This is a genomic window from Leuconostoc sp. UCMA20149, from assembly GCF_030400235.1.
GTDB classification, from domain to species: domain Bacteria; phylum Bacillota; class Bacilli; order Lactobacillales; family Lactobacillaceae; genus Leuconostoc; species Leuconostoc pseudomesenteroides.
The window spans coordinates 62,718-81,060 of sequence record NZ_VJYC01000002.1 but is presented as its reverse complement, the minus strand read 5'-3'; the positions used below and the strand labels follow the sequence as shown (position 1 = coordinate 81,060).

Here is an 18,343-nt window from a genome sequence, read left to right as displayed (position 1 = left end):
GAAACAATTGTGAAAACGTGTAAATTAGTCATTGTAAGCGTTTGCAAATTGTGTTTATTTTGCTATAATGAAATGAGATGACTTAAAACATGAATTGTGTCAAATGAATTGAAAGAGGACTATATTATGCAAAAAAAACAGACAGCTACAATATATGATGTTGCTAGTCGTGTTGGGGTGTCTTTGGCAACAGTTTCACGAGTGGTTAACGGCAATAGTAATGTGCGGGAATCAACGAAACGCAAGGTGTTGGATGCCATTGAAGAGTTAGGGTATCATCCTAATGCCGTCGCTAGAGGACTGGCTTCAAAGAAGACAACAACTATTGGCGTTGTCATGCCTGATGTGACAGATATGTATTATTCTGAATTAGCTCGCGGTATTGATGATGTGGCTAATATGTATCACTATGATGTTTTGTTGACGAATACTGATGAAGATCCAGTACGTGAGACGATGGCTGTTAACAACCTTGCCAGCAAACAAGTTGACGGCATTATTTTCATGGGAAATGAATTGGATCGCGAGGTACTCAACACAATCGCGGCAGTTGATGCGCCAGTTGTCTTGGCGGGATCACTAGACGAAGAGGGGATTTTACCAAGCGTCAATATCGACTATGTTGCTGCCGTTAAAGAAGCGACCGAACTTCTCATTCGCAACAAACATGACCGTGTGGCACTTGTAACTGGACCAATGGTTCACGCTATTAACAAGCATCACCGCCTAGTTGGTTACCAAGCTGGTCTAGAAGCAGCAAATATTGCATTTGACGATAGTTTACTTTTTGCGACACATCAAGACTACTCGGCTGGGCTTCAAGTAGCTGAAAAAATTTTTGCTGCTCAAGCCACTGCAGCTGTTGTATATGATGATGAAGTCGCACTTGGCATTATGAATTATATGCGCGACCATGGCAAATCAGTTCCCGAAGATTTTGAAATCATCACTTCTAACGACACAAAGTTTGCAATTGTGACAAGACCAGAGCTGTCTTCAATTGGTCAACCTAAGTATGATATTGGTGCGGTAGCAATGAGAATGTTAACAAAGCTAATGAATAACGAAGTGGTTGATGATATGCAAGTCCAACTGCCACATACATTTGAAAAGCGCGGTACAACAATTAATCCACAACCTTAAAATTGGATTATGAGGGGCTGATTTTGATTTTTTCTCAATTTTTTTGGTTTGACTTTAATTTTAAAGAAACATAATCGAAACAATTGACATATTATATTAATGAAAGTAAACTATAATAGATGGTTTGCTTTTTATTTTACATCCAAATGTAAAATATTGACAAAATCTTTACTGGGTGGGAATTGACGGTTATGATCTCATGAATAATCAAAAGAGACGTTATATTACTGGATTTGATGGGTTACGTGCACTGGCTGTGTGCGGTGTCATTTTATTTCATTTATTGCCAACTAAAATTGTTGGTGGGTGGCTAGGTGTACCGCTTTTTTTTGTTATTTCTGGTTATTTGATTACAGATATTTTGATTCAAGAATATGATAAAACCGCTACTATTGCAGCAGTCAAATTTTACATACGCCGATTAAAACGGCTTTATCCAGCGCTAGTTATGATGCTTTTGATGACGACAATCGTTATTTTAGCTTTTGATCAGCGACTAATTTATAATTTACGACAGGTTATTTTAACTAATTTGACCTATGTCTATAATTTTTGGGCGATTGGGCACGGACAATCCTATTTTCAACAATTTGGTGGTGAATCACCATTCACTCATTTATGGTCCTTGTCGATTGAGGGCCAATTCTATCTTGTTTGGCCTTTTGTGGTTTGGTTTATTCTCAAAAAGGGATATAAGCGGTTGAACGTTGCGCTCGGGTTATTAGGCGTTTCATTTGTTAGCGCGTTATTAATGGCAATTTTATACTCACCAGCTAACATCAATCGGGTTTATTATGGTACAGATACGCGTGTTTTTGCAATATTGTTAGGCACCGCCTTGGCTTTTGTTTGGCCATCCAATAAGTTGTCAGCAAAAATTGAAGACAAATCGCGGCTGTATTTAAACAGTATTGGGACAGCTGCTTTAGTTATTTTAATTGCTGGAATGATATGGGTGAATGGGCAATTTACTGCAACTTATTATGGTTTAATGTATTTATTTACGGTTGATGTTGCGATATTAGTTGCTATCACGGCCCATCCGGCTTCATGGTACAGTCGTTTGCTTGATAATAAGGTATTGAATTATCTTGGTACACGCTCTTATAGTATCTATCTTTATCAATTGCCCGTTTTTGTTTTTTACGAAAAATTTGTTTCAAATTACAAGCCAACGTTTGTTAATTTAGTAATAGAAGTTATATTAGTTTTGGTATTAAGCGAGTTAAGCTATCGATATATTGAAAATGTCATACGTCGTGATGGTAAGTTACATCAGTTTTGGCACTGGCTAATGCATTCACGTAACCGTTTTTTCCTTTTTATAACACCAGCACTACTTTTGCTATTGTTTGTCGGTCATGGACTAGCAGATAAAAAAGCTGCTTTACCTCAGCCTAAAACACGATTGCAAAAACAATTAACCAAAAATCAGGCAGAAGTTGCAAAACGTAATAAAATTGCTGAAAAGGCGGCTTCATCCTCCTCTGCTCAAAGTGCAACAAAAAATGCTAAGCTGTCTGAAGCAGATCAAAAGATTGTCACTGATTATGGATTACAAACAAACGCCTATTTAGCTTTTAAAAATATGCAATTTACAGCGATAGGTGATTCAGTCATGCTAGATGCTGCACCTTATTTGCAAGAGGTTGATCCAAACATGCATGTTGACGCAGAAGTTGGGCGTCAAGCTTATCAAACGCCAGATATTATTGACGGTATGGCTCACAGTGGCAAACTTGCCCCTAATATTTTAATGGGATTGGGGACGAACGGTGAAGTTAAAAGACCTGATTTAGATCGCATGATGCGCACTTTTGGTGCTAAACGACAGGTGTATTGGATGAACAATTTTGTTCAAAGTAAGCCATGGCAAAATAGTAATAATGATATGCTTGCTGCTGCACAGAAAGACTATAAGAATTTGCACGTGATTGATTGGTTTAGTCTGGCAAAACAGCATATTGATTGGTTCGCAGATGATGGTGTGCACCAAGGACCAACTGGGGATCGTAACTACGTTCGTTTGTTGGTAGAAAAGACAGCTGAAGTGAATCACATTAAATAAAACATCGAGGGATGTTTTTTTTGTAACTTGAAAAAAATAATGTAAAAGATTAGAATGATTATAAATAACGTATTTAGGGGGATTTCATGTTTAAAAATATCAGGCAACTCACACCTTTTTCAGCTGTGCTGTTAGCCATCGCGTTTATTATGTCAATTAGCCAGTCAACGATGACAACGACTTATCCAATTTTAATGGCTAGTTTTCATGTTGATGCAAGTACTGTACAGTGGTTAACAACCGGTTTTATGGTCGCCATGACCTTGGTGATGCCGCTCAGTCCATGGTTGCTAGATAACATTTTATTGAAGCCACTGTTGAATGGTATTGTTACAGTATTTGTGATTGGCACAGCGATCGCCATGCTCACACCCTCTTTTGCCGGTATCATTGTTGGCCGATTGCTGGAAGGCATAGCTGTCGGTGCACTTTTTCCTACTTTTCAAAGTGTCATCATTGAAAATACAGCGAAATCGGATCGTGGGATCACTATGGGAGTGGTTGGTTTGGTGATGGGATCTGCTCTGGCAGTAGGACCAATTATTTCTGGTATTGTTTTGCAGTATGTTTCGTGGCGGGCGTTATTTGGATTATTTCTTGTAACCTTAATTGTGCTTATCGTGAGTTTGCAACCGCTAATTGAAAATACGCATACCATTCATCATTCAAAATTTGATTGGGTATCGGCGATAACGTTAATTGGTTTCGGTGGGTTACTATACAGTCTGTCAACTATTTCTAATACGAAATTAACGATAACATGGTGGCTTATTGTTATCATAAGCGTCGCTTTATTAGTGGTTTTTGTTATACGTCAAATTAGTCATCAACAACCATTTCTTAATTTATCAGTATTTAAGTATCGTGGTTTTGCGCCAGCTATGATTTTGACAGGATTATCTTATTCAGGGTTGATTACAGCTACGGTATTGATGCCACTATTTTATCAGCGCGTTTTTCATATCACGCCACTATGGTCCGGCCTGCTTATGGTACCAGCAGCCGTTGTGCTCAGCCAATTAAACCCAAGAGCGGGTTATTTATTAACGCGCATAGGATTGAAAAATCTTGTCTACATTGGCATGGTAATGATGATCATTGGTTATTTCTTATTAAACCAATTAGGGACGCAATCTTGGTTTATTGGTCTAGTGGCAGCTATTCTACTTGAAGGGGGTAACGCCTTTATCATGATGCCAGCTGTGACTGCGGCAAATAATGTTTTGCCAAAAGAACTTGTTAGTCATGGCACAGCGGTTATTACGACCATGCGTCAGGTGATTGGAGCAGGAAGCGTTGTGATTGTTGGGATATTAGTTACCCATTTCAGTCAAATTGTTGCAATTGGTGTAGCATTAAGTCGGACAAGTGGTTGGTTTATCTTTGTCCCAGTAATTGGTATTTTGTTAGCGATGCGATTGCCGCACACTAAAAACTAAATAAATTGTGTTCAAAATAATAAAAGGGCTTTACAGTCCTTTTTTATTCACTTAAAATAAGGATTAGTAGAAATGAGGCAAAAAATGACAACAGTATATCAGCACGGTACTTTAGCACAATTAATGGCTAAGCAAATGGCAGGAACGATTTCGGTCGGTGAATTGCTGACGCACGGTGATACGGGCATCGGAACTCTAGATGGATTGGATGGTGAAGTAATCATTTTAAATGGTGATGTTTACCAAGCAGATAGTACCGGCGCGGTGAACCATATTACCGACAAGAAAACGACATTACCTTTTGCGTCAGTTCATTTTGATCAGCCAGACAATAGTTATCCATTGCCGTTTAATGCAACGACTTATCAAAATTTATCATCGCAATTAACAGAAAAACAAATTGACAACGTTTTTTCAGCTTTGAAATTACATGGCCATTTCACCCATGTCCATGTTCGTGTGGCACCCAAACAAACAAAGCCATATCCTAGTCTTTTGACGGTTGCGCAGCACCAACCGGAGTTTGAGACTCGTGACGTTAAAGGCACGCTCGTTGGTTATTATGCACCAGCTGTCTTCGGTGGCGCTACCGCGGCTGGCTGGCATTTGCACTTCCTCGCTGATGATCTTCAATTTGCTGGCCATGTGTTAGATTTCGAGGCTGATGATATTGTAGGCAGTCTATTGATTTTTGATGAATTTGAGCAGCACTTACCGATTGATAATCATGATTTTAGAGCAATGAAACAAGACATGGCCGGATTGCAAGATGGCATTGAGGCAAGTGAGGGAGGAAAAAAATAATGGCGCAAAAACCATTAGTCATTGGCGTAACCGGTGGTTCTGGATCAGGAAAGACAACTGTGAGCCGCGAATTAGTGGCACGTATACCTGATAACAGTGCTATTTTATTACAACAAGATGCATACTATCGTGACCAATCTGAAAAGCCATTTGAAGAGCGGATCAAAACGAATTATGATCACCCTGATTCATTCGAAACGGACTTGTTTGTCGCTGACTTAGAGCGCTTGTTGGCTAGAGAAGCTATTGACAAACCTGTCTATGATTATGAGAAACATACACGTTCGAGTGATGTGATTCATGTGATGCCAGCTGATGTTATTATTGTTGACGGCGTTTTATTGTTTAATGATAAAAGAGTTCGTGATTTGCTTGATTTGAAAGTGTACGTTGACACTGATGATGATATTCGTTTCTTGCGACGTTTGGAACGAGATATTGAAGAACGTGGCCGCACGGTTCGTGGCGTTATTGAACAATATCTTGCGACAGTGAAGCCAATGTATCATCAATTTGTTGAGCCAACCAAGCGTTATGCTAACATTATTGTGCCAGAGGGTGGACAAAATAAAGTTGCTATTGATATGATTACCAACCAAATACTAGCTATGTTGAAAACACAATAAAAAGCGACGTTTATTTACGAACGTCGCTTTTTATTGTGCACGTGTTTCTTCAATTGTATCGCGCATCGTATCAACGACACTTTGTGTGTCTTCCGATAACTGTGAACCAACCAAAGTGAACAGGGTATCAATAATTGTGATTTGAGCTATCAATGAACTCATTGATTCACTACGAAAATTAACTTCTTCGGCTAGGGATAACAACACTAAATCTGCAAGTTTAGCAAGCGGTGAGTCTGGAAAAGATGTGATGGCAATAATTTTCACATGGTTTTCAGACAATTTTTGAGCGATTAGTAAAGTATCTTTGTTGCGTCCGGAATGGGAAATGACAACAGCGACATCTGTGTGATCAAGACGAACGGCTTGCATTAATTGAACGTCATAATCAGGATGGGCAATGACATCAATTGGTGTTCGTAAAAATTTATGGTAGGCGTTAAAAGCAACAATTGACGATCCGCCGATACCGAAAAAGCCAACCCGTCGTGCACTAATCAAACATTGCGTGGCTTGTTCGAGTTGATCAATTGTCAAGTTGTTGACAGTTGCTGCTAACGCATTTTCAGCCCCGCGAAAAACCTTTTGAGCAATGGCAACGGTGTCATCTGTGTCAACAATTTCCCCAAAAAATTCAACAGGCGATTTTTGAACAGAGATGCGGGCAAGGTCAACCGAAAAATCACGAAAAGAATCAAAACCAATTTTTTTGACAAATCGTGAAATAGTCGCTGTTGAAACACCAGAACCATCAGACATTTCCTGAATCGTGGCTTCTTGTGCCTGTGAAACATTATGAATAATATAATCAATTAATTTCTGTTCAGTCGTATTATATTGTTTGCGCTGTACCCTGAGTTGGGTAATGATGTTTTTTGCCATATTCATTCGTACTCCGATATACTAATCATACAAGATGAGAAAACATTTTTCAATAAAGGGTTGCAAACTGTAAATTATTTTCATATAATAAAAGTGTACTAAAAACACAAAAAATAAAGAGGTATGTAAACATGAAGTTTGCGATGATCGGCCTTGGTAAGATGGGCTTGAACTTGGTTAAAAACGCCGTTGATAACGGTCATGAAGTGGTAGCGTTTGATTTGAATGCTGACTTCGTTAAAGAAGCAACTGACTACTCTGCTTCAATCGAAGGTGCTTCAGACATCGATGACATGTTGTCAAAGTTGCCATCTCCTAAGGCTGTTTGGGTTATGGTGCCAGCAGGCGTACCAACTAACTCAACTATCGATACATTGATCGCCAAGATGGACAAGGGTGACATCATTATTGATGGTGGTAACTCTAACTATAAAGACAACTTGGAACAAAACAAGCGTACAACTGCTGCAGGTATCAAGTTCTTTGATGCCGGTACTTCAGGTGGTATGAACGGTGCCCGTAATGGTGGTAACTTCATGATTGGTGGCGATGACGCCGAAGCATGGAAAGTTATTGAACCACTTTTCAAGTCAATCGCTGAAGAAGATGGTTACTTGTATACAGGTCGTTTGGGATCAGGTCATTATTTGAAGATGGTTCACAACGGTATCGAATACGGTATGATGCAAGCAATTGCTGAAGGATTCGAAGTATTGGAAGCCTCACAATTTGACTACGACTATGAAGCTGTTTCAAAGTTGTGGAACCACGGATCAGTTATCCGTTCATGGTTGATGGAATTGGCTGAAGAGCAATTCGCCAAGGACCCACATTTGGATGCTATTGCTGGTCGTATGCATTCTTCAGGTGAAGGTAAGTGGACAGTGCAAGAATCATTGGATTTGGATGTTCCAGCACCAGTTATTTACTTGTCTTTGGCAATGCGTTACCGTTCATTGCAAGATGACACGTTTACAGGTAAGGTTGTTTCAGCTTTGCGTAATGGCTTCGGTGGTCACGCAATGGATGCTGCCAAGTAATAAGAATCTGTTCGTTTTCTTGGACAGAAGCTCCCAATATGGGAGCTTTTTCTGTGTTAATGCAATAATGTTCAACGTTTAACAATTATTAATTGTGCAATTTGAGGTGAACACATGGAATATATGATTGGTGTCGATTTAGGCACAACGTCAACTAAAGCAGTTTTGTTTGACGATAAAAATCAGGTTGTAACCAGTGCTAATAAAGGTTATCCATTGTATCGTGATGTACCGGATATGGCGGAAGAAGACCTAAATGAAATTTTTGATGCCCTAATTGAAGCATTAACTGATGTCGTGCGCGCTGCTGATTTAAAGGAAGGTGACAAAATTGCCGCCGTTTCATTCAGTTCAGCGATGCATTCTTTGATTGCTTTTGACAAAAACTGGAAACCACTGACACGCGTTATTACGTGGGCTGATACACGAGCAGTTAAGTATACAGAAGAACTGAAATCTAATGGTTTAGGTGCTCAAATTTATAAAAAGACAGGGACGCCGATTCATCCAATGGCACCTTTGTCAAAGTTATTGTGGCTAAAAGAAGAACACCATGATGTTTATGAAAATGCCGCGCATTATTTAGGCATCAAGGAGTATTTGTTCCACCGCTTGTTTGGTAGCAATAAAATGGATATTTCGATTGCTTCCGGAACGGGATTGTTTAATATTTTCAATCTTGATTGGGATGAACAGGCACTTGCAGTGACTGGTGTCACAAAATCGCAGTTGCCACAACCGGTTGAGCCATACGAATATGAAACAAATATGGTCGCTGAATATGCCGCGGTGATTGGTATTCCAGTAGACACACCGTTTGTTTATGGTGCTGGCGATGGGCCATTATCAAACTTGGGTGTTAATGCTGTTAAACCAGGTGTTGCAGCTATTACCATTGGTACATCTGGTGCTATTCGCGTCGTTGCTGATGAGCCAGTGATTGATCCTAAAGGTCGTACTTTTACGTACGCTTTAGATAAGGATCATTGGGTCGTTGGCGGTCCTGTTAATAATGGTGGCGATGTATTCCGTTGGGCACGCGATAACATGTTTGACGCTGAAAAATCGACTGCTGCTTTGCTAGGAGAAGACGCGTATGATTTGATGACTGAAATTGCTTCGCGCATTCCAGCTGGATCAGAAGGATTGATTTTCCATCCATACTTAGGTGGCGAACGTGCACCAATTTGGGATGCCAATGCTCGTGGTTCGTTCTTTGGACTCAATCATTCACACACACGTGCGCACATGCTACGATCAGTGTTAGAAGGTATTACTTTCAACGTATACATGGTTAGTCTGGCTTTGGAAGAGGTTGTTGGTGGACTGAAGTCAATTCAAGCCACTGGTGGTTTTGCTCGTTCGCCACTGTGGCGTCAAATGTTCGCTGATATCTTCGAACAACCAGTAACTGTACCAGAGGCATTTGAATCAGGATCATTAGCAGCAGTAATTGTTGCTCAAAAAGCGCTTGGTAAGATTGACGATTTGTACGAAATTGAAAAGTATGTTGGGGCTTCTAATACTTACCAACCAGATCCGGAAAATTTCGAGGCTTATCGAGAATTAGCACCGATTTTCATCAGATTGTCACGTCAATTGCAGACAGAATATGAAAATATTGCTAATTATCAAAGAAAACATTCTAAGTAAACAGCTAATCAAAATATTTAAGTACGGTTAAATGTTGTTGTCCGTATTAGCTTTTACTGATAACCATAAAAGGAGAAGGCGGTTTTTAAGTCGCCTATATGTACACATGGAATTCGTCATGTTGATCGTGTCCATTTTAATTTTGTTATTGTTGATTGCAAAATTAAAATTAAACACATTCGTATCACTAATTATTACTGCGTTTATTTTAGCGCTGTTGCTTGGCATGAAGCCAATGCAAATTCCGGACGCTGTCCTTGGTGCACAAGGTGTCGGAAATATTCTTGGTCCCAACTCAGTTATTTTCATCTTTGGTGGAATGATTGGTCGTTTGGTGGCCGACGCAGGTGGTTCATATCGCATTGCCAAAACATTAATTGATTGGTTTGGTGTAAAACGCTTGCAGTGGGCTGTTTTGATTGCTTCATTCATCATTGGTATTTCAATGATTTTTGGTGTTGGTATGGTCCTTTTGATACCAATTGTGTTCGCAGTTGCTATTGAAGCTGGCGTGCCATTACTTTATTTAGGTGTTTCAATGACTGCTGCTTTGAGTTCTGCCCAAGGTTTCTTACCACCACAGCCAGCACCAACTGCTGTTGCCTCAGCTTTGGGTGCTAATATTGGTATGATGTTGATCTTTGGTTTGGTCGTGTCAGTGATTACTGCGGTGGTTGCTGGGCCAATGTTTACTAAACTGGCTCAAAAATATGCGCCCGATGCTTTCCAATTTAAAACTGAAATAGAAGCGGTAGGACCAGTTAAAGAATATGATCTCAAAGCAACACCAAACTTTGGCTTGTCAGTTTTGACTTCTGTATTTCCACTAATATTTATGATTATCGCTACCGTGTATAAGCTAATATACACTGGTGGTGTTACTCCTAAAAATCCAACAATGGTTGACCAAGTGGTTGAATTTGCTGCTAATCCTGCGGTTGCTATGACAATTGCTTTGGTATTTGCTATCTTTACAATGGGTATTTGGCAGCAAAAGTCAATGACTGAAGTAGGAAAATCACTAAATGAAGGCATGTCTGCTGTCGCAGGTATTCTGTTAATTGTTGGTGGTGGTGGTGCTTTGCGTGGCGTGCTGGTTACGTCTGGTTTATCTGACAAAATTGCTACAACATTCCAAGCGGGCGGTTCAATGAGCCCAATCGCTGTTGTGCTATTTGCTTGGGCTGTTGCTGCCGTATTGCGTGTCTCAGTTGGTTCAGCAACCGTTGCTGGTATGACTGCTGCTGGTATCGTGACAGGTATTTTGGCTTCTAATCCAGGTAATACATTACTACCAGTATTTGTTGCCTTAGCAATTGGTGCCGGTTCATTGATTGCATCACACGTCAATGATGCTGGTTTCTGGATTTTTAAAGAATTCTTTGACTTGAGTGTCAAGCAAACGTTCCAAATTTGGACAGTGCTAGAAACAATTATTTCAGTGACAGGTTTGATTGTCATTTTGATTATGACAACTATTTTCGCTTAAACTGCTAAACCACCTTAAAAGGTGGTTTTTTTGATTTGAGGGAGTTTATCCCATGATAATAAGAATATAAAAATTTACATTTTATTTTCATGGGAATGTTGACACTAAGATGAGAAAATGTTAATATATTATAATAACTTTTAAGCGTTGAAGGGGATAAACATATGTCGGAATTAAATAAAAAAACAGGCTGGTTTCACAAAGCGTCGCCTGTAAGTTTTACGGAAAGTGATCGACACTTGCGCAAAACTTTGGGTGTCAAGGAAATGTTGGCGCTGGGAATTGGAACTATTGTTTCAACAGCCATTTTTACTTTACCGGGAATTGTTGCAGCTAATCATGCGGGACCGGCAGTTGCAATTTCGTTTGTTATTGCTGCGATTGTAGCTGGACTTGCGGCTTTTGCCTATGCTGAATTTGCCTCTGCTTTGCCATTTGCCGGCTCTGCTTATTCATGGGCGAATGTTGTGTTTGGTGAGGTTTTTGGATGGATAGCTGGTTGGGCACTTTTGGCTGAATATTTTATTGCTGTTGCATTCGTTGCCTCAGGGTGGTCAGCTAATTTTAAATTATTTTTAGCATCTCATCATTTAGCGTTGCCGAAAGCGTTAGCGGGATCATTTGTTGCAGGTAACGGAGGCATAATTGATATTTCGTCGTTGTTTGCAGTGTTGATTGTTGCGATCTTGCTTTGGCGTGGTACAAATACAACTGCTCGTGTAGAAAATGTATTGGTTATCGGAAAAGTTGCTGTCATTTTAATTTTTATTGCTGTTGGTTTGACAGCAATTCATCCTAGTAACTATGTACCATTTATTCCAGCGCATAAGGCTGGTACGGAATTTGGTGGTTGGACGGGCATATTCGCTGGTGCCTCACAAATATTCTTGGCTTATATTGGATTTGATTCAATTGCAGCTAACTCTGCTGAAGCAAAAAATCCAAAAAAGACAATGCCTCGTGGCATTATCGGTTCACTAATTATTGCTACCATTTTGTTTGTTACGGTTGCTTTGGTTTTGGTTGGTATGTTCCCTTATTCTAAGTATGCCAACAATGCTGCGCCTGCTGCTTGGGCATTATTGAAATCAGGGCATGTCTTTACTTCAAATCTATTGTCCATTGTCGCTTTGATTGGTATGTTCACTGCAATCATTGGGATGATGCTTGCTGGATCACGTTTGCTGTATGCTTTTGGACGTGATGGTTTGTTGCCTAGCTTCTTAGGTAAGGTTAATGATAGGGGGCTTCCCAACAATGCCTTATTGGCATTATCGGTGATTGCCATTTTGATTGGATCAGTGTTCAGTTTCACTGAGTTGGCAGGTTTGATTTCTGCTGGTACATTGATTGCCTTCATCATTGTTTCACTAGGTGTTTATGCCTTACGTCCGCGTGAAGGCAAGGATATTCAAGAACCTGGCTTCAAGATGCCATTTTATCCTGTGTTACCAGCATTAGCCGCCTTAGGATCAGGATTCATTTTTTATGAATTAGACAACCAGGCTAAGATATACGCATTTGGCTGGTTTGCCCTTGGTTTGGTAATTTATGCCATCTATGGCGCTAAACATAGTAAATTATCTCAGAATTAATATACAAAGTCCTGACATCTCAGGGCTTTTATTGTACACAAAGCACAAATGAAAGCTGTTCAATATGTCGAGAAATACGGAAATTTTAAATGAAGAAAAGGTATATTTAGCTGATGCCACACGGGTTAAATATTTTGATATCGTGATTGACCATGGTAGTGGTGCCATTATTACAGACGCAAATGGTCGCGACTATATTGATTTGTTAGCCAGTGCAAGTGCAACTAATACAGGACATGCACATCCAAAAGTGGTTGAGGCAATTACCCAACAAGCACAAAAATTAATTCAGTATACGCCGGCTTATTTTGCTAACACAACAACCGCCCAGCTGGCAAAACGTATCGCGGATATTGCACCAGGAAATTTTGACAAGCAGGTTGCTTTTGGTAATTCAGGTTCTGATGCTAACGATGCGATTATCAAGTTTGCTCGTGGATATACTGGACGGTCCTATGTTGTTAGTTTCACTGGTGCCTATCACGGCTCAACCTATGGCTCTATGTCAATTTCAGGTGTGAGTTTGAATATGACGCGTAAAATTGGTCCTTTACTTCCGGATGTGATCAAAGTGCCATATCCTGATCAAACGCAGCGCTTAGCTGGTGAAAGTGATGATGATTTTTCTGATCGGTTATTCAAACAATTTATGCTGCCATTTGAAACCTATTTGCCAGCTGATGAAGTGGCGTTAGTCATTATCGAGCCAATTCAGGGGGATGGTGGTATTGTTAAAGCACCACAACGTTTTATGACGTTAGTTTATAATTTCACGCGTGAACATAATATTGTTTTTGCTGTTGATGAAGTCAATCAGGGACTAGGTCGTACAGGAAAAATGTGGTCTATTGATCATTTTGGTATAGTGCCTGATCTGATGAGTATTGGTAAATCAATTGCCAGTGGTTTACCATTAAGTGCAGTTGTGGGACGTCGAGAAATTATGTCAAGTTTATCAGCGCCTGCTAACGTTTATACAACGGCTGGCAATCCAGTCACGGCAGCAGCAGCGTTGGCGACACTAGACGTCATAGATAAAGAACGGTTGGTTTTGCGTTCACGTGACTTAGGCAAAATTGCCAAAACATTTTTTGAAAATGCGGCGCAACGTTATCATTTTATCGGTGATGTTCGCATGTATGGCTTAAACGGTGGCATTGATATCATTGATAATCAAGGGCTACCAGACACCTATGCAACTAATCAGTTAATATACCGTATATTTGAACTTGGTGCGATTATGATTAGCTTAAGAGGCAATATTTTACGTTTTCAGCCCCCGCTAGTCATTAAGAAAGAAGAACTGACCAAAGCGTTGGCGATTATTGATCAAGCTTTTTCTGATTTAGAAGCAGGAAAAATTGTATTGCCACATAGCGATAGTCATATTGGTTGGTGATATGATATAATTAATTTGTCATTGGATATGCAGCCTTGTGTATTGTCAATTAGAAATGTGTTGGTTGATGGAAAACACACGTTTACAAGGTTGTGCTCCCAAACTAGATGTGATTGAAAAATCACCGCGTCTCGGCGTTATGAGTTATAAAGGTAAAGATCGAAGATCATTACAAATTGCGGTGGTACCACGGTAAAGCGTCCGCACTTTGTCTTGGTCTTTTTATATTAATTAAGGAGAAAACTTGTCATGAAAGAGTTGAGTTCAGCAGAAATTCGTCAAATGTTTTTAGACTTTTTTGCTTCAAAGGGGCACGAAATCGTCCCCTCAAAAAATTTGATTCCACAAGATGATCCAACACTATTGTGGATTAACTCAGGTGTTGCGACATTAAAAAAATATTTTGATGGTACAGTGGTGCCTAAAAATCCACGTATTACAAACGCTCAAAAAGCGATCCGTACCAATGATATTGAAAATGTTGGTAAAACAGCGCGTCATCATACTTTGTTTGAAATGATGGGTAATTTTTCAATTGGTGACTATTTTAAAGCCGAAGTGATTCCGTGGGCATGGGAACTGCTAACGAGTCCAGAGTGGTATGGTTTGGATAAAGAAAAGCTTTATGTCACTGTTTACCCGAAAGACCAAGAAGCAAAACAAATTTGGCAGGAAAAAACAGATTTACCAGATGGTCATATTTACGAAGTAGAAGATAATTTTTGGGATATCGGTGAGGGCCCATCAGGTCCTGATTCAGAAATTTTCTTTGATCGGGGACCAGCATTTCAAGATTTACCAGACAATGATCCTGAAATGTATCCCGGTGGTGAAAATGAACGGTATCTAGAAATTTGGAATATTGTGTTTTCACAGTTTAATCATTTGCCAGGGTTGACGGATAATTCGCAGTATCCAGAATTGCCACATAAGAATATTGATACAGGTATGGGATTAGAACGTGTCGTTTCTGTTTTCCAAAATGGTCGAACTAACTTTGATACTGATCTCTTCTTACCTATTATCCATGCCACAGAAGTTTTAACAGATGGTTTTGTTTATGATGATAGTCAAGATAGTGAAAGCAATACTAGTTTTAAAGTGATTGCTGATCATATTCGTGCCATCACCTTTGCAATTGGTGATGGTGCGTTGCCATCAAACGAAGGACGCGGCTATGTTATCCGTCGTTTACTTCGTCGAGCTGTACTGCACGGACAAAAGTTAGGCATTAAGGGTGAATTTTTGACTAAACTGGTCCCAGTTGTTGGCGAAATAATGGTGAGCTATTATCCAGAGATTTCAGAAAACACAACCAAAATTCAAAAAACAATTGCCGCTGAAGAAAAACGCTTTAATGTGACATTGGCTGGTGGATTGGCGTTATTGAATGGCGTGATTGCTGATGCTAAAGAGAGTGGTCAAAATCAAATTAATGGTCTAGATGCTTTCAAACTGTCTGATACGTATGGTTTCCCCCTAGAATTAACACAAGAACAAGCTGCTGATGCAGGCTTAACCGTTGATGTTGACGGCTATCGTGACGCTTTACAAGCACAGCGTGAACGTGCTCGCGCAGCGCGTTCCAATGACAAGTCAATGGGTGTTCAAAATGCTGTTCTAACTGATTTGAAAGTGGATTCAAAGTATGTTGGCTGGTCTAAAACAAAGGTATCAGATGCTGAAATTGTTGCGATTATTGGTCAAGATAACGCAGGGGTTGATGCGTTATTAGATGGTGCAGTTGCCAATCAAACCACGCAGGTCGTATTCGATGTTACGCCGTTTTACGCTGAAATGGGCGGTCAAGTGCCTGACTTTGGCGATGTTTCTAACCAGTCTGGTGAGCTCATTGGACATGTTATTGATGTACAAACGGCGCCAAATGGACAATATATTCATACTGTTGAAGTCATAGCTGATTTTAATTTGGGCGATCGTGTGACACTTGAGGTTGACATGGCACGTCATATTGCTGTTTCAAAAAACCATACGGCGACCCACATGCTTGATCAAGCACTGCGCAATGTGATAGGTGGGGATGTGCATCAAGCTGGTTCACTTGTAGAACCTGACTACTTACGTTTTGATTTCAACCATGATGGACCGGTTTCTGAAAATGATTTGGATGATATTGCTGCAATGGTCAACCAAGAGATTGCCAAAAACTTGCCGATTACATGGGTTGAAACAGATATTGAGTCAGCTAAAAAACTAGGCGCTGTAGCAGTGTTTGGTGAGAAGTACGGTGAAACAGTCCGAGTTGTTTCCATTGGTGACTTTAATAAGGAATTTGATGGTGGCACGCACGCCAATAGTACGGCGGAGCTGGGTATTTTCAAAATAGTAAGCGAATCTGGAATTGGCGCTGGCGTACGCCGAATTGAAGCTGTAACAGGGTTAGCAGCATTAGCATTGTATCAATCTGAAGAAAAAGCATTGAAACAAATTGCTAATGGCTTGAAAGCGCAAAAATTAATAGATACACCTAATAAAGTGAGCGAATTGCAGGCAGAATTGCGTAATACACAACGTCAAAATGAATCTCTTGCTGCACAACTAGCTAATGCTAAAGCAGGCGAGATTTTTGACGATGTTCAAATAGTCAACAATCATAGCTATATTGCAAAAGCGTTGACTGTTAATGGTATTGATGGTCTTCGACAAGTGGCCGATAATTGGAAAGAAAAGCAACCTTCTGATATTTTGGTTTTGGCATCAGCTGTAGAGGGAAAAGTGAGCTTGATTGTAGCTGCTTCACCTGAAGCGATTAAGCAAGGCATCAAAGCAGGAGATCTCATTAAATTTATTGCACCAAAGATTGGTGGCGGCGGTGGTGGTCGGCCAGACATGGCACAAGCCGGTGGTAAAAACCCTGATGGTATCATAGACGCTCTGGCGGCTGTTGCTGATTTCTTAGCTGATAAGTAATTTTTTTGTAACTTAATTGAGAAAATAATTTAGTATTATAGTGAGTAGTCAGTAACAATGTGTTAATCACATTGCATTTTGAAAAGAAAGGAGCGTGTACCATGACAGTAGGAGACGAAACGGCTGTTTTTGACTTTGGAAATCAGTTGCCTAAGGACATTCATGAAACATTAGAAATTGTGTATAATGCACTGGAAGAAAAGGGTTATAATCCAATTAACCAAATTGTTGGCTACTTGATGTCTGGTGATCCAGCATATATTCCACGTTTAAATGATGCTCGAAATTTAATCAAACGTCATGAACGTGACGAAATAATTGAAGAACTTGTACACGCCTATTTAGATAAATAATGCGACTATTAGGATTAGACGTTGGTAGTCGAACAGTGGGTGTCGCAGTAAGTGATCCCATGGGTTGGACTGCCCAAGGGGTTGAAATTATTCGTATCAACGAGGACGAAAAGCAATTTGGCTTAGAACGACTTGCTGAGATTATTAAAGAAAAGCAAGTCAAAGGTGTTGTTCTGGGTTTACCTAAAAACATGAACAACAGTGAGGGACCACGTGCCGAAGCGGCCCGTCAGTATGCCAAGATGGTTGAAGAACACTTTAATTTGCCCACAGATTTTCAAGATGAACGGCTTACAACTGTTCAGGCTGAACGTATGTTAATTGAAGAAGCTGACGTATCACGTAAAAAGCGGAAGCAAGTGATAGATAAGATTGCTGCTGAATTTATTTTGCAGAATTATCTAGATGCGAACGGCAAATTAACTAAATAACTCAAAACGCGCTGTTCTTGGTATACGGATCAGCGCGTTTACGTTATAATGAACTTATTAAAAGTTAAAGGAAATACTCATGAGTGAAAATAACCAAGAAGTACAAAAGATTACCTTAATTGATGAAAATGGCGATGAAGCGCTTTACGAAATTCTCTTCACTTTTCATTCCGATGAATATAGCAAAGATTACATTTTGTTAGTCCCAGAAGGTGTCGAGGATGATGAAGAAGTTGATATTCAAGCGTATATTTTTAATCCCGACGAAAACGGTGATGCCACTGAAGAAGAACTTATTCAAATCGAAGACGACAAAGAGTGGGATATGGTTGAAGAAGTGCTTAACACTTTCTTGGACGATGACACGAACTTTAACTAAATTAACTTAAATCTGTACCTTATAATTTTAATTAAAAAATTACGGGTACATTTTTATTGTAAAAAAATATAAAAGCCTTTAAATCAAGCTTATCAAGTGATAAACTAGTTG

General features: G+C 39.8%; 15 protein-coding genes. 14 read left to right on the top strand and 1 reads right to left on the bottom strand.

What is annotated here, in order from left to right:
- The first annotated feature begins 126 nt into the window (after positions 1 to 126).
- The 5 genes from ccpA (at position 127) to udk (ending at position 6,080) form a co-directional block, all read left to right on the top strand.
- Positions 127 to 1,143: a catabolite control protein A gene (ccpA, locus tag FF105_RS02405; protein WP_010285944.1), complete on the top strand. Its 1,017-nt coding sequence runs from the start codon at positions 127 to 129 to the stop codon at positions 1,141 to 1,143.
- A 199-nt stretch (positions 1,144 to 1,342) separates the two neighbouring features.
- A complete protein-coding gene (locus FF105_RS02400; protein ID WP_010285946.1) occupies positions 1,343 to 3,211 on the top strand; it encodes an acyltransferase family protein in 1,869 nt (622 codons plus the stop codon).
- A gap of 86 nt (positions 3,212 to 3,297) precedes the next feature.
- A complete protein-coding gene (locus FF105_RS02395; RefSeq protein ID WP_010285947.1) occupies positions 3,298 to 4,650 on the top strand; it encodes an MFS transporter in 1,353 nt (450 codons plus the stop codon).
- A gap of 84 nt (positions 4,651 to 4,734) precedes the next feature.
- A complete protein-coding gene (gene budA / locus FF105_RS02390) occupies positions 4,735 to 5,454 on the top strand; it encodes an acetolactate decarboxylase (RefSeq protein ID WP_010285948.1) in 720 nt (239 codons plus the stop codon).
- Entirely contained in the window at positions 5,454 to 6,080 is a 627-nt protein-coding gene (udk, locus tag FF105_RS02385; protein ID WP_010285949.1) for a uridine kinase, read from the top strand. Before budA ends, udk begins: the two co-directional genes overlap by 1 nt.
- 30 nt (positions 6,081 to 6,110) lie before the next feature.
- Here udk and FF105_RS02380 read toward each other — a convergent pair whose 3' ends face one another.
- Positions 6,111 to 6,962, bottom strand: coding sequence for a MurR/RpiR family transcriptional regulator (locus FF105_RS02380; protein ID WP_139967156.1), 852 nt, complete (start codon positions 6,960 to 6,962; stop codon positions 6,111 to 6,113).
- A gap of 131 nt (positions 6,963 to 7,093) precedes the next feature.
- On the opposite strand from FF105_RS02380, the gene gnd reads away from it, so the two are divergent.
- From gnd to FF105_RS02335, 9 genes are all read left to right on the top strand, one after another.
- A complete protein-coding gene (gnd, locus tag FF105_RS02375; RefSeq protein ID WP_147651282.1) occupies positions 7,094 to 8,002 on the top strand; it encodes a phosphogluconate dehydrogenase (NAD(+)-dependent, decarboxylating) in 909 nt (302 codons plus the stop codon).
- A gap of 114 nt (positions 8,003 to 8,116) precedes the next feature.
- Positions 8,117 to 9,655: a gluconokinase gene (gene gntK / locus FF105_RS02370; protein WP_010280134.1), complete on the top strand. Its 1,539-nt coding sequence runs from the start codon at positions 8,117 to 8,119 to the stop codon at positions 9,653 to 9,655.
- A 106-nt stretch (positions 9,656 to 9,761) separates the two neighbouring features.
- A complete protein-coding gene (locus FF105_RS02365) occupies positions 9,762 to 11,144 on the top strand; it encodes a gluconate:H+ symporter (protein ID WP_031941045.1) in 1,383 nt (460 codons plus the stop codon).
- A 164-nt stretch (positions 11,145 to 11,308) separates the two neighbouring features.
- Entirely contained in the window at positions 11,309 to 12,739 is a 1,431-nt protein-coding gene (locus FF105_RS02360) for an APC family permease (protein ID WP_010280140.1), read from the top strand.
- A gap of 64 nt (positions 12,740 to 12,803) precedes the next feature.
- The gene (locus FF105_RS02355; protein ID WP_010280143.1) at positions 12,804 to 14,138 is read left to right on the top strand and encodes an aspartate aminotransferase family protein; all 1,335 of its coding nucleotides are present in this window, start codon (positions 12,804 to 12,806) and stop codon (positions 14,136 to 14,138) included.
- 249 nt (positions 14,139 to 14,387) lie between these two features.
- On the top strand, positions 14,388 to 17,069 hold the full coding sequence (alaS, locus tag FF105_RS02350; RefSeq protein ID WP_010280145.1) for an alanine--tRNA ligase: 2,682 nt from the start codon (positions 14,388 to 14,390) through the stop codon (positions 17,067 to 17,069).
- 101 nt (positions 17,070 to 17,170) lie between these two features.
- Positions 17,171 to 17,422: an IreB family regulatory phosphoprotein gene (locus FF105_RS02345; RefSeq protein WP_004910843.1), complete on the top strand. Its 252-nt coding sequence runs from the start codon at positions 17,171 to 17,173 to the stop codon at positions 17,420 to 17,422.
- On the top strand, positions 17,422 to 17,853 hold the full coding sequence (gene ruvX, locus FF105_RS02340; protein ID WP_010280146.1) for a Holliday junction resolvase RuvX: 432 nt from the start codon (positions 17,422 to 17,424) through the stop codon (positions 17,851 to 17,853). Before FF105_RS02345 ends, ruvX begins: the two co-directional genes overlap by 1 nt.
- Before the next feature lie 79 nt (positions 17,854 to 17,932).
- On the top strand, positions 17,933 to 18,232 hold the full coding sequence (locus FF105_RS02335) for a DUF1292 domain-containing protein (RefSeq protein WP_004910847.1): 300 nt from the start codon (positions 17,933 to 17,935) through the stop codon (positions 18,230 to 18,232).
- Positions 18,233 to 18,343: the final 111 nt, after the last annotated feature.

What these genes read in the sequence shown, in the direction of transcription:
- alaS (WP_010280145.1), top strand. Translation starts at nt 14,388, where the DNA reads ATGAAAGAGTTGAGTTCAGCAGAAATTCGTCAAATGTTTTTAGACTTT.
- FF105_RS02355 (WP_010280143.1), top strand. Translation starts at nt 12,804, where the DNA reads ATGTCGAGAAATACGGAAATTTTAAATGAAGAAAAGGTATATTTAGCT.
- FF105_RS02365 (WP_031941045.1), top strand. Translation starts at nt 9,762, where the DNA reads ATGGAATTCGTCATGTTGATCGTGTCCATTTTAATTTTGTTATTGTTG.
- FF105_RS02400 (WP_010285946.1), top strand. Translation starts at nt 1,343, where the DNA reads ATGAATAATCAAAAGAGACGTTATATTACTGGATTTGATGGGTTACGT.
- FF105_RS02360 (WP_010280140.1), top strand. Translation starts at nt 11,309, where the DNA reads ATGTCGGAATTAAATAAAAAAACAGGCTGGTTTCACAAAGCGTCGCCT.
- FF105_RS02345 (WP_004910843.1), top strand. Translation starts at nt 17,171, where the DNA reads ATGACAGTAGGAGACGAAACGGCTGTTTTTGACTTTGGAAATCAGTTG.
- budA (WP_010285948.1), top strand. Translation starts at nt 4,735, where the DNA reads ATGACAACAGTATATCAGCACGGTACTTTAGCACAATTAATGGCTAAG.
- gntK (WP_010280134.1), top strand. Translation starts at nt 8,117, where the DNA reads ATGGAATATATGATTGGTGTCGATTTAGGCACAACGTCAACTAAAGCA.
- gnd (WP_147651282.1), top strand. Translation starts at nt 7,094, where the DNA reads ATGAAGTTTGCGATGATCGGCCTTGGTAAGATGGGCTTGAACTTGGTT.
- FF105_RS02395 (WP_010285947.1), top strand. Translation starts at nt 3,298, where the DNA reads ATGTTTAAAAATATCAGGCAACTCACACCTTTTTCAGCTGTGCTGTTA.
- udk (WP_010285949.1), top strand. Translation starts at nt 5,454, where the DNA reads ATGGCGCAAAAACCATTAGTCATTGGCGTAACCGGTGGTTCTGGATCA.
- ruvX (WP_010280146.1), top strand. Translation starts at nt 17,422, where the DNA reads ATGCGACTATTAGGATTAGACGTTGGTAGTCGAACAGTGGGTGTCGCA.
- FF105_RS02380 (WP_139967156.1), bottom strand. Translation starts at nt 6,962, where the DNA reads ATGGCAAAAAACATCATTACCCAACTCAGGGTACAGCGCAAACAATAT.
- FF105_RS02335 (WP_004910847.1), top strand. Translation starts at nt 17,933, where the DNA reads ATGAGTGAAAATAACCAAGAAGTACAAAAGATTACCTTAATTGATGAA.
- ccpA (WP_010285944.1), top strand. Translation starts at nt 127, where the DNA reads ATGCAAAAAAAACAGACAGCTACAATATATGATGTTGCTAGTCGTGTT.